Annotated in this window: 9 protein-coding genes; 5 read left to right on the top strand and 4 right to left on the bottom strand. The window is 72.6% G+C overall.

Annotated features, from left to right (window positions below; translation table 11 throughout):
* Positions 1-720: 720 nt before the first annotated feature.
* Together AC5LUJ_RS16075 and AC5LUJ_RS16070 are read left to right on the top strand one after the other, a co-directional pair.
* Entirely contained in the window at positions 721-2,034 is a 1,314-nt protein-coding gene (locus tag AC5LUJ_RS16075) for a magnesium transporter MgtE N-terminal domain-containing protein (protein ID WP_250285832.1), read from the top strand.
* On the top strand, positions 2,034-2,684 hold the full coding sequence (locus tag AC5LUJ_RS16070; protein ID WP_250285824.1) for a DUF1003 domain-containing protein: 651 nt from the start codon (positions 2,034-2,036) through the stop codon (positions 2,682-2,684). Before AC5LUJ_RS16075 ends, AC5LUJ_RS16070 begins: the two co-directional genes overlap by 1 nt.
* Before the next feature lie 182 nt (positions 2,685-2,866).
* On the opposite strand, the gene AC5LUJ_RS16065 is transcribed toward AC5LUJ_RS16070, so the two are convergent.
* The gene (locus AC5LUJ_RS16065; protein ID WP_250285823.1) at positions 2,867-3,151 is read right to left on the bottom strand and encodes a chorismate mutase; all 285 of its coding nucleotides are present in this window, start codon (positions 3,149-3,151) and stop codon (positions 2,867-2,869) included.
* Positions 3,152-3,587: 436 nt separating this feature from the next.
* On the opposite strand from AC5LUJ_RS16065, the gene AC5LUJ_RS16060 reads away from it, so the two are divergent.
* Both AC5LUJ_RS16060 and AC5LUJ_RS16055 read left to right on the top strand, forming a co-directional pair.
* On the top strand, positions 3,588-4,433 hold the full coding sequence (locus AC5LUJ_RS16060) for a RecB family exonuclease (RefSeq protein WP_445548751.1): 846 nt from the start codon (positions 3,588-3,590) through the stop codon (positions 4,431-4,433).
* A gap of 525 nt (positions 4,434-4,958) precedes the next feature.
* A complete protein-coding gene (locus AC5LUJ_RS16055; RefSeq protein WP_250285831.1) occupies positions 4,959-6,158 on the top strand; it encodes a pyridoxal phosphate-dependent aminotransferase in 1,200 nt (399 codons plus the stop codon).
* A gap of 180 nt (positions 6,159-6,338) precedes the next feature.
* On the opposite strand, the gene AC5LUJ_RS16050 is transcribed toward AC5LUJ_RS16055, so the two are convergent.
* On the bottom strand, positions 6,339-7,202 hold the full coding sequence (locus AC5LUJ_RS16050) for a hypothetical protein (RefSeq protein WP_493465219.1): 864 nt from the start codon (positions 7,200-7,202) through the stop codon (positions 6,339-6,341).
* Positions 7,203-7,338: 136 nt separating this feature from the next.
* A complete protein-coding gene (locus tag AC5LUJ_RS16045) occupies positions 7,339-8,475 on the bottom strand; it encodes an oxygenase MpaB family protein (RefSeq protein ID WP_250286312.1) in 1,137 nt (378 codons plus the stop codon).
* Positions 8,476-8,717: 242 nt separating this feature from the next.
* Here AC5LUJ_RS16045 and AC5LUJ_RS16040 point away from each other — a divergent pair, with 242 nt between their 5' ends.
* The gene (locus AC5LUJ_RS16040) at positions 8,718-9,155 is read left to right on the top strand and encodes an antibiotic biosynthesis monooxygenase family protein (RefSeq protein ID WP_493465215.1); all 438 of its coding nucleotides are present in this window, start codon (positions 8,718-8,720) and stop codon (positions 9,153-9,155) included.
* A gap of 68 nt (positions 9,156-9,223) precedes the next feature.
* Here AC5LUJ_RS16040 and AC5LUJ_RS16035 read toward each other — a convergent pair whose 3' ends face one another.
* Positions 9,224-10,342, bottom strand: coding sequence for a hemolysin family protein (locus AC5LUJ_RS16035; protein WP_493465214.1), 1,119 nt, complete (start codon positions 10,340-10,342; stop codon positions 9,224-9,226).
* Positions 10,343-10,448: the final 106 nt, after the last annotated feature.

The raw sequence follows: 10,448 nt of genomic DNA, 5'->3' as shown, positions 1-10,448 counted from the left end.
GAGTCAAGAAGCGCGTCGAATGCGGCGTCACTCTCACAGATCACCGACCGGCCGGCCGCAAGGTCCGCAAGCGCTTCATAGATCATGCGCTCGGTGTCGGGATCCGCGTCGATCTCCTCGACGTCACGGAGAACACGCGGTAGCTCGGACTCGCTCATGCCTGCTCCGCCTCCCGTGCCGTCTTCGTCTCGTCGGGACGTATCTTGAACTCGAGTACCAAAAAGTACTGCAGATCGTGGCTGTCGCATCTTCGGACCTCGGCCATGGGCGACGCGCCACCGGCCCTGTCGTCTCGTCCCGGAGTGCGAGTACCCGCTGGCAGCGCACTCGGGGCCTGTTCGGGGTGCCCTGTGATCCGTCCATCTCGCTTAGCGTACTCACCTGGACACGCGTCAACCGGCTTCCGTGTGAGCCGCAGGCGCTCCCACACCCTCAACCCAGCCCCCCGACCGGGACAGATGAGTGCGCGGACGGAGCGACTACGTGGTTCCTGGCCTCGTCACGGCGACGGTTTCCACGTCATGGCTCCGTTCACTGACAACATCGCCTGGATCGGGAGCCGTGAAGGTGGGGGTAGCCTCGCGCCGTGAGGCCGAACCATCAACCGTTGCGGTGGTCGGCCGTGACGGCGGGTATTTGGCTGTGGCGGGCGTCGCGCCAGGTGTTCGGTGGGGCGGGTGTCATGACGGGTGGTCGGCGGTGACGGCGGTGTCGGGGCGGATGTTCTGTCGCCGGCTGGCGGGGCTGCTCGTCCTCGATCCCAACGGGGACGTGGTCGGACGGCTGCGGGACGTGGTGGTGATGCTGCGGCCGGGTAGCCAGCCGCCCCGCGTCCTCGGGCTCGCGGTCGAGGTGCAGCGTCATCCGATCTTCGTCCCGATCGGGCGGGTGACGGGGGTGGAGTCGGGCGCCGTGGTGCTCTCCTCGGCCCGGCTGAGCTGGCGCCGGTTCGCCCAGCGTCCCGGTGAGACCCTGGTGCTCGGCGAGCTGCTGGACCGGCAGGTGACGCTGGTCGCCACCGGCGCCCCGGCCACCGTGGTCGACGCCGCGATCGAACAGGTCCGCGGCGGGGACTGGGTCCTCGACCACGTCGCGGTACGCATCGGCCGGCGGCGCCGCGGCGAGATCCGCACGGTCTCCTGGGCCGAGGTCACCGGCTTCTCCCTGCCGGAGGAGGACCAGGGCGCGGCCAACATGCTCGAGGTGTTCGAGAAGCTGCGGCCGGCGGACCTCGCCGCGCTGCTGCGGGACCTCTCCGACAAACGCCGTGTCGAGGTGACCGCGGCCCTCGACGACGAGCGGCTCGCCGACGTCCTGGAGGAACTGTCCGAGGACGAGCAGGTCGAGCTGCTCGGCGGGCTCGCCGACGAGCGGGCCGCCGACGTCCTGGAGGCGATGGGCCCCGACGACGCCGCCGACCTGCTGGGGGACCTGCCCGCCGGGGATGCCGAGCGGCTGCTGCGGCTGATGGAGCCGTGGGAGGCCGCGCCGGTCCGGCGTCTGCTCGTCTACCCGGACCGGACCGCCGGGGGCATGATGACCAGCGAACCGGTGATCCTCGGCCCGAACGCGACTGTGGCCGAGGCGATCGCGCGGATCCGGGCGCCGGAGCTCTCCCCGGCGCTGGCCGCGCAGGTGTACGTGGTGCGCCCCCCGTTCGAGACGCCCACCGGGCGCTACCTCGGCCTCGTCCACTTCCAGCGGCTGCTGCGGGAACCGCCCGGGGCGCTCGTCAGCGGTGTCGTCGACGTCGGCATCACCCCGCTGCGGCCGGAGGCGTCGCTCCAGGAGGTGACCCGGCACCTCGCGTCGTACAACCTGGTCGCCGTCCCGGTGCTGGACGACGGCGCCCGGCTGGTGGGGGTGGTTACTGTCGACGACGTGCTGGACCACCTGCTGCCGCCCGGCTGGCGGGAGCACGACCTCGACCCGGACACCACGGGGCCGGACGCCACGAGCCGGGACGCTACGAGCCGGAACGTCACGAGCCTGGGTGGCTCGGGTGCGGGTGGCTCGGGTGCGGCGGGGACCTGATGAGGCTCCGCCGCCATACGGGCAGACTCGATCAGCCCCGTCCGTCCCGCCGGTCGGCGCTGGTCCGCCGTCCCTACGAACCGGACGCCTTCGGCCGGGCCGCCGAGCGGATCGCCCGGTTCATCGGGACCGCGCGCTTTCTGGTGGTGCAGAGCATCGTGGTGGTGCTGTGGATCGGCTACAACATCATCGTGCCCCGTGACCTGCGGTTCGACAACTACCCGTTCATCTTTCTGACGCTGGCGCTGTCCCTGCAGGCGGCGTATGCCGCGCCGTTGATCCTGCTGGCGCAGAACCGGCAGGACGACCGGGACCGGGCCAACCTCGCACAGGACCGGGAACGGACCGGACGCCAGCTCGACGACACCGAGTACCTCGCCCGCGAGATAGCGGCGATCCGTATCCGGGTCGGGGAGCTGGCCACCCGTGACTACCTGCGCTCCGAGCTGCGGGCGGAGCTGCGGGCGCTGCTGGCCGAGTCCCTGGGGACCCCCGTGGGGACTTCCGCGGGAACCCCCGTGGGGACTTCCGCGGGGACGGATGCGGGAACAGGTGAGGACGCCACCGCCGGGCATCGCCGCGGCCCCGGGCCGTGGGAGCGGCGGCCCGAACGCGGCAGCTCCACCGACCGGCGGCTCCAGAGCCCGTGAACCAGCAGACCCGACCGGGAAGGCATCACCGGGGACGGCATCACCGGTGACGGCGTCACTGGGGACGGCGTCGCGGAGGGACGGCGTTACCGAGGGAAAGACGTCGCCGGGGAGCCGGGAGCGTGCCTCGGGGCGGGAACTCGGCTGGCGTCCGCGGGCCGGGGCGTTCGCGGGACGAAGGCTTATGCGAGGGATCCTCGGCACAGAGTGAGAATGGACAGGGCGATTTCGACCCCGCGGGGCCCGAGCTCCCGCGACCAGGCTGTGATGATCGCGTTTTCTCGCTCGTGCTGGATGCGCGGGCCGCCGTCCGCGGAACGCAGCGCCTGAATCTGCCGGGATATCTCCAGACGGGCGCCGACGAGCGCGCGGAGCTGTGTGTCGATCTCGTCTATGGCCCGCCGGCCGTCCGCGATCGAGGAGACCGTCGGTGCCGGCGTGGCGGCGGGAAGCGCGTGGCTTGTCATCTGGGCTCTTTTCATCCGGGACCCGGCCATCCCGGAGCCGGACAGGCCCGGGGAAAGTCCGGGCCTTGAGTCTCGGCGTGTCGCGTCAGATACGCGGCAGTGCAGGGACCGTGCCCGGTCCCTGGTAAAAATGATCCGGCGATCTGCTCGCGCGGCGCGCGCAAAGAGGAGATCCACCAGGCATGGCTACCAGCATGCCAGCCGGGATTGCCACCGTCCAGCGGTCCGTCCGGCTCGCACCGTGACCGCACATGACCCAGAAGCGGGCGGGACGTCACGCCGATGGCTCCGGGCGTCACCCGAATGCCGGGCAGGACGGCGGCAGGACGGCATGGGCGCGTCACCGGGACGGCGGCGGGACGGCATGAGGGTGTCACCAGGGCGGCGGCAGGACGGATGAGAGGATCGTCTCGTGGCCCAGTTGCAGCTGGACGGCATGCCGCGGCGGCTGTTCGTGTGCACCCCGTCGAAACTGTCCGCGTTCGCGGAATGCCCCCGCCGCTACCGGATGGCCTATCTCGACCGGCCGGCGCCGGTGAAGGGGCCGCCATGGGCGCACAACTCCCTCGGCTCCAGCGTGCACAACGCCCTGCGGGCCTGGTGGGACGAACCGCTGGCCCGCCGCACGCCGACCCGCGCCGCCCACCTCGTCCGGCTGCTGTGGGTCACGGACGGCTGGCGGGACGCCGAGCAGTCCACGGCCTGGCGGGAACGGGCCGCGCAGATGGCCGGACGTTACGTGGCCACCCTCGACCCGGCCCGCGAGCCCAGGGCGGTGGAACGCCAGGTCGCCGCGCGCACCGAACGGCTGGCCCTGTCCGGGCGGGTCGACCGGCTCGACGACCGGGACGGCGAGCTCGTCGTCGTCGACTACAAGACGGGACGCCGCGCGCCCACCGACGACGACGCCCGGGTCTCCCAGGCGCTGGCGCTGTACGCGCTGGCGGTCTCCCGCACTCTGCGCCGCCCCTGCTGGCGGGTGGAGCTGCACCATCTGCCCACCGGCACCGTGGCCAGCGCCGAGCATGACGAGGCGTCGCTGCACCGCCAGCTGCAGCGGGCCGAGGCGCTGGCCGACGACGCCGAGCGGGCGGCCGAGGCGCTGCGTGATGGCGCCGAGCCGGACACGGCGTTCCCGCCACAGCCGGGCCGGCTGTGTTCCTGGTGCGACTACCGGCGGCACTGCCCCGAGGGCCGCGCCGCAGCCCCCGACCGGGCCCCCTGGGACGCCGTCGCCGTCGCCGACGCCGTCGCCGACGCCGGCACCGAGCCGTCCGGCTGAGCCCCGTACTCCTCTGGGGTCAGCCCGTACCCTGGGCCGGAGACGCCTGCCGCCCTCGGGCACGCCCCGTCCCCTCGCGCCTGCCCATCCGCTCTCGCGCCAGCCCGTCCCTGCGCGGCCCGGCCGGGGAGTGCCGGGGAATCTGGCTGGCATTTGCCCGGGTAAGGCTGCGACCTGCGGAAACACCTGAACGCCGTCGTCCGCCACACCTCTGTTCGGGCAGCCCCGCCGAAGTGCCCGAAGGACGGGACTCGGTACTGTCACAACAGTACCGAGTCCCGTCCTTGCTCATGGGCCGTTGTAGGAATCATGCGAATGGCCGCTGCCTCCGGCTCTCCGCCGCTGTTACCGGTCGTGGCCCCGCCGGCGGTTTCGGTCGAGGAGCGTCCGGGACCTGCTCGTTGTCCGGTAGGCCGGCGGGAGCTGGGCCATGATGGCTTCGTGACAGAGCGAGTGAGTGCCGGCCAGCCGAACACCGTGTCCACGGTCGCGGCCGTGTCTCCGGCCGTGCTGCCGGACGCCCGGCTGCCCGGTGGCGGCCGGGCCCGGCCCGCGGGCAGCCCGTCGCGGGTGTCGGCGAAGGCCGGGACGTTCACCGAGTCGGTGATCCGGGAGATGACCCGGCTCTGCCTGGCACACGACGGCATCAACCTCGCCCAGGGCTTCCCGGACTTCCCCTGCCCGGCCGAGCTGAAGGAGGCGGCGAAGGCCGCCATCGACGCGGACGACAACCAGTACGCCATCACCTGGGGCGCGAAGGCCTTCCGGCACGCCATCGCTGCCAAGGTCGCCCGTACCTACCCGGGGTGGACGGTGGACCCGGAGACCGAGATCTGCGTGACCTGCGGCTCCACCGAAGCGATGATCGCGACCATGCTCGCGCTGGTCGACCCCGGCGAGGAGGTGCTGCTCTTCGAGCCCTTCTACGAGAACTACGGCCCGGACACGATCCTCTCCGGCGCGCGGCCGAGGTTCGTCCCGCTGCACGGGCCCGACTGGAGCATCGACGAGGCGCAGCTGCGCGCCGCCTTCTCCGACCGGGTGCGGGCCGTCGTCATCAACACGCCGCACAACCCGACCGGCAAGGTGTTCACCCGCGCCGAGCTGGAGCTGATCGCCGAGCTCTGCCAGCGGCACGACGCGCTCGTCCTCACCGACGAGATCTATGAGCACATCCAGTATCTCGGCCCGGGCGGGCACATCCCGCCCGCCACCGTCCCGGGGCTCGCCGACCGCACGGTCACGATCAACGCCCTGTCGAAGACCTACGCGGTGACGGGCTGGCGGGTCGGCTGGACCATCGCCCCACCGGCCTACACCGCCGCCATCCGCAAGGTCCACGACTTCCTGACCGTCGGGGCCGCCGCGCCGTTGCAGGCGGGCGGGGCCGCCGCCATGGCACTGCCGCCGAGCTACTACGACGGCCTCGTCGCCGACTACCTCGAGCGCCGTGACCTGCTGTGCGACGCGCTCGCCACGGCCGGCTTCCGCTTCCGGCCGCCGGACGGCGCGTACTACGTCATGTGCGATACGCGATCGTTCGACCCCGACGGGGACGACGTGGCCTTCGCCCGCCGGCTGCTGGAGACGGCCGGGGTGGCGTCGGTCCCCGGGTCGTCGTTCTTCAACGATCCCGCGTACGGGCGTCACATCGTGCGTTTCGCCTTCCCGAAACGGCTGGACACCCTGCGGGCGGCGGCACAGCGGCTGGCCACCCTCGCCTGACGCGCCCCGCCACGCGCCCCCGGCGACCGCCCCGCCCCGGCGACCGCCCCGGCGACGCGACCGGGAAGTGCCCCGCCGTCCCGTCCGCGCCTCGCGCCGCCCCACGGATGGCCGCGCGGGGACGCGGCCGGGTGGGCCGCCGCTCCGCCGCCGGGTTTCCGGGCCCGCGGGCCCCTGGGATCAGCGCGCCGTGAGCAGAGAGGGGACGGGCAGCGGATACCGGGCGGCGGCGGCCCGGGCGCGTCCCCGGCGCACCTCGGCGGCCAGCCAGCGCAGGTAGGCGTCGACGCCGCCGCGGTGGCGCGGCCGTGACCACCGGCCGCGCGGGCCGCCGACCGGTGACCGCGACGCCCCGGCGGCGCCGGTAGCGGCCAGCATCACCGACCGTGGCGGCAGCAGATAGCGGCCACGCAGGTATTCGCCCAGCCAGCGGGCCTGCGCCTCGGCGAGCCGGACACTGTCGGTGACGCTGTCGGTGACGCTGATCGCCTCGGGGGCTACCAGCCGGGAGAGACGCCCACGGGCGGGATTCGCCTCACCTGACCGGTGCGTCAGGACAGCGCATCCGTACACCCCTTCCGTGTCCGGGTCGAAAACGCCGCCGAACAACGGCGACGGGACGGCGGACGGGCCGGCCGGCCGGTACTCGGCGGCCTGCCCGGCGCCAGGCGCGGTGATTCCCCCGAGGAGCACCACGGCGTCCCAGCGGGTCGCCGGCTGGCCACCGACGCGGACGTCGAACGGCCGACGGTCGCCGTCCACCGGGCGGATCCCGTAGCCATCGCTGTCGAGCCTGGTGAACCGCCCGGCGAAGCCCCGCTCGTCCGGGAACTCCCCGCTGCCTGCGGGGGGCTCCTTGCCGGCCCCGGCGGGCTCCCCGGTGGACGAGGGGGGTGCCGCCGCCGGGCCGCCGCCCGCGTCGCGCGCCGCGCGATCGTGTGTCACGAACAGGTGCGCGTCCAGCCCGGAGTCGACGAGCGCGCGCAGCGCCGTCCCGGCGGCCGGGCCCGCGCCGAACACCGCTACCCGGGGAAGTTGAGCCACGATCGGCAAGGGTAGGCCACATCAGGCTGCCCGTGACAGCCCCCTACGGCGTTATTGCATTTTGTCCTTATTACACACTTTTTGCCCCTGCTATATCGTCCCGGCTGCGCTGTCGGGCCAGTGTCACCAGCCTGTGTCACCGGCCTGGCGCCACCGTCAGGTGGGCGGGCCGGCGGCGGCCCTGGGGCGGCGGCTGGCTCTCCTGCGCCCGCTGGCGTGGCAGTGTCATCAGAAGGCGCCGTGGGGCGTCCCGGGGGATCATCCGGGCTTCGGGCGCGGGCCTGGCAGGACGCGTCCTGGCAGGGCGTATCACGGCGTCCCGCGGCTCGGGAACCTGCCGTAGCCGACGGGGCAGCGCGAGCAGCGCGGTACGTGTCGCCCGTGCGCCCAGGCAGGCGGCGGTGTCCAGCAGCGGTGTGTCGGGCAGGCCGTAGAGGCGGCGGGCCCAGCCCGGCAGCATCCCGGCGGCGATCGCGCTCAGGGCGGACCACGCCGGGCGCGCGGGCGTGGTCCGCGACACCCACCGGGGCATGGGCGGCCGCAGGATGAACGAGATCATTTCGCGGGACTGCGGCGTCACCCGCAGGTGAGGACGCATCCGCGTGAAATAGTGGGCAACCGCGGCCTGGCTGTCCGGAACGTCCTCCGCCGGGATACCGATCAGCTCGGCGGCCCGCACCTGCTCGGCGAAGTAGGCGTCGGCCTGGCTGTCGGTGAGGCGCAGGCCGCATCGGCGGGCCGTCGAGAGGAAGGACTCGGCCTCGCTCACATGCACCCACAGCAGCAGTTCGGGATCGCCAGCCCGGTAGGGCCGGCCACTGGTGGGCTCGGTGCCACGGACACGCGTGTGCACGCGACGTACCCGTTCGGCGGCCTGCCGCGCCTGCGCGGTCGTCCCATAGGTGATCGTTTCGACGTAGGTGGCGGTACGCAGCAGGCGTCCCCACGGGTCGGCCCGGTAGGCGGAGTGCTGGGCGACGCCGGCCATGGCCAGCGGGTGCACGCCCTGCAGGAGCAGCGCGCGGATACCGGCGACGATCATGCTCGGATCGCCGTGCACCCGCCAGGTCACACTGGCCGGCCCGAACAGCCCGGCATCCGGTGCGGGGCCCGCGTCCGTGCCGCCGCTGTCGGCACCGCGGTTGCTGTCCGTGCCGCCGCCGCTGTCGGTGCCGTGGTCGTCGCTGGTGCCGCGGTTGCCGTCGGTATCGCTGTTGACGTTGGCGCCACTGCCCGTGCCGGCCGCCGGCCGCCACGGCGTGGATCGTGTCACGGCATCAGTGACTTCATGGGCTCGATGCCGTTGATCAATCACCTGAACATCCCCGTTTCTTACTCTCAGGAATCAAATAGAAACTAATGGTTGCACATTGACTACGATGGATGCATGCAGGGTGCGCTGCGTGTCTAGATTGTGATCAGATGGTGATGTAACGCGGGGCGATGCGCACATGCGCCGGTCCGAGCGGGTCGTTGCGCTGTCGCATGACCGGCGCCACGAACTAACGTGGCCCCATGAGCGTCGTGAAGATCAATGCACTGACCGTCCCGGCCGAGCTGCGGGCCACGCTGGAGCAGCGGTTCGCCGGCCGGGCCGGCATCGTGGAGGCCGCGGACGGTTTCGAGTGGTTCGAGCTGCTGCGGCCGGTGGAGGGCACCGACACCTACCTCGTCTACACGCGCTGGCGCAGCGAGGAGGACTTCCAGAAGTGGCAGGCGTCCAACGCCTTCCAGGCCGGGCACGCGCAGGCGGCGGCGGACGCCGCGGGTGCCCCGGCATCGGCCGGCCACCCCGGCGGCCACCCCGGCGGTGGCCACCCAGGGGCTGGCGCGCCGGCCGGTCACGGCGGACCTGCTGGTCACCCCGGGGCCGGTGCGCCGGCCGCGGCCGCGGCCACGCTGTGGTCGTTCGAGGTCGTCCAGTCGGCCGCGCCCAGGAACGACAAGGCGTAGGCCGCGTCCCGCTACCCGAAGCCTCCCCGTCCGTAGGTGGAAGCCGTCACCAGGACAGCGGTTTCCACCTACGGCTTCCGCGTCTGTAGGTGGAAACCGCTGTCCTGACGGAGGTTCTCACCTACACCCTGCCGGTGGCTGGCGTCCTCGATCTCGCCCACGAACTCCTCGACCACGTCCTCGAGGGCGATGACGCCGCGGGTCGTGCCGTTCGGCCCGGGTACCCGGCCGAGATGGCAGCCGCTGCGCTGCATCAGGCGCAGGACCTCGTCCAGCGGCAGGTCGGCGCGGACCTCGGCCATCGGCCGCAGCCTGCGTGGCGGCAGCGGCTCGTCGCGGGCGTCGCCATGGATACCGATGACGTCCTTGGCGTGCACGAAACCGACGACTACCGGGCCCGGCCCGGCCGGGGCGCCACCGCCGGCGGCGCGCACCGGGAAGCGGGAGAAGCCGGTCTCGGCGACCAGCTTCTCCAGCTCGGACGCGGTCACCGACCACGGGACGGTCACGATCTCCGAGACCGGGATCATGATGGTGCCGGCGGCCCGCTCGGACAGCTCCAGCGCGCCGGTCAGCAGCTCGTGCTCGGTGTCCTCCAGCAGGCCCTGCCGCCGGGATTCCGCGATCATCGCCGCGAGCTGGTCCGGGGTGTAGGCGGTGCTCAGCTCGTCCACCGGATGGACGCGGACGAGCCGGACACATCGGTTGGCGACGGCGTTGAGAAAGACGATCAGTGGGCGGGTCAGGCCGGCGAACCGGAGCAGCGGCGGCGCGAGCCAGCGGGCTGCCTGCTCGGGGCCGGCCAGCGCGATGTTCTTCGGCACCATCTCGCCGAGCACGATGTGCAGGCAGGCGACGATCAGGAGCGCGAGCGCGAACCCGATCGGGTGGTGGAAGCCGCTGGGGACGCCGAGCCGGTCCAGACCCCCCTCGATCAGGTGGGCGATCGTGGGCTCGGCCACCGCGCCGAGCCCGAGCGAGCAGATCGTGATGCCGAGCTGGGAGGCGGCGAGCATCAGCGACAGGTTCCCGATCGCGGTCAGGACGCTTCGGGCCTGCTGGTCGCCTTCGGCCGCGGACGGTTCCACCTGGTCGCGACGGACCGAGATGACGGCGAACTCGGCGCCGACGAAGAACGCGTTGCCGGCCAGCAGGAAGATCGCGCCGACCAGATAGAGCAGGGTCATCGCCGTGCCTGCCCGCCCGGGCCGTCGGTGCCGCCGGTGTCATCGGTGCCGCGCGGGCCATGCGGACCGTGCGGACCATGTGGGCTACGCGGACCCGGACCGTGCG

It is taken from the genome of Protofrankia sp. CiP1_Cm_nod3 (genome assembly GCF_982290655.1).
Note: the sequence above shows the minus strand (reverse complement) of the source record. Positions and strands in the feature narration are given on the sequence as shown.

What these genes read in the sequence shown, in the direction of transcription:
- AC5LUJ_RS16065 (WP_250285823.1), bottom strand. Translation starts at nt 3,151, where the DNA reads ATGACAAGCCACGCGCTTCCCGCCGCCACGCCGGCACCGACGGTCTCC.
- AC5LUJ_RS16060 (WP_445548751.1), top strand. Translation starts at nt 3,588, where the DNA reads ATGCCGCGGCGGCTGTTCGTGTGCACCCCGTCGAAACTGTCCGCGTTC.
- AC5LUJ_RS16070 (WP_250285824.1), top strand. Translation starts at nt 2,034, where the DNA reads ATGAGGCTCCGCCGCCATACGGGCAGACTCGATCAGCCCCGTCCGTCC.
- AC5LUJ_RS16035 (WP_493465214.1), bottom strand. Translation starts at nt 10,342, where the DNA reads ATGACCCTGCTCTATCTGGTCGGCGCGATCTTCCTGCTGGCCGGCAAC.
- AC5LUJ_RS16040 (WP_493465215.1), top strand. Translation starts at nt 8,718, where the DNA reads ATGAGCGTCGTGAAGATCAATGCACTGACCGTCCCGGCCGAGCTGCGG.
- AC5LUJ_RS16075 (WP_250285832.1), top strand. Translation starts at nt 721, where the DNA reads ATGTTCTGTCGCCGGCTGGCGGGGCTGCTCGTCCTCGATCCCAACGGG.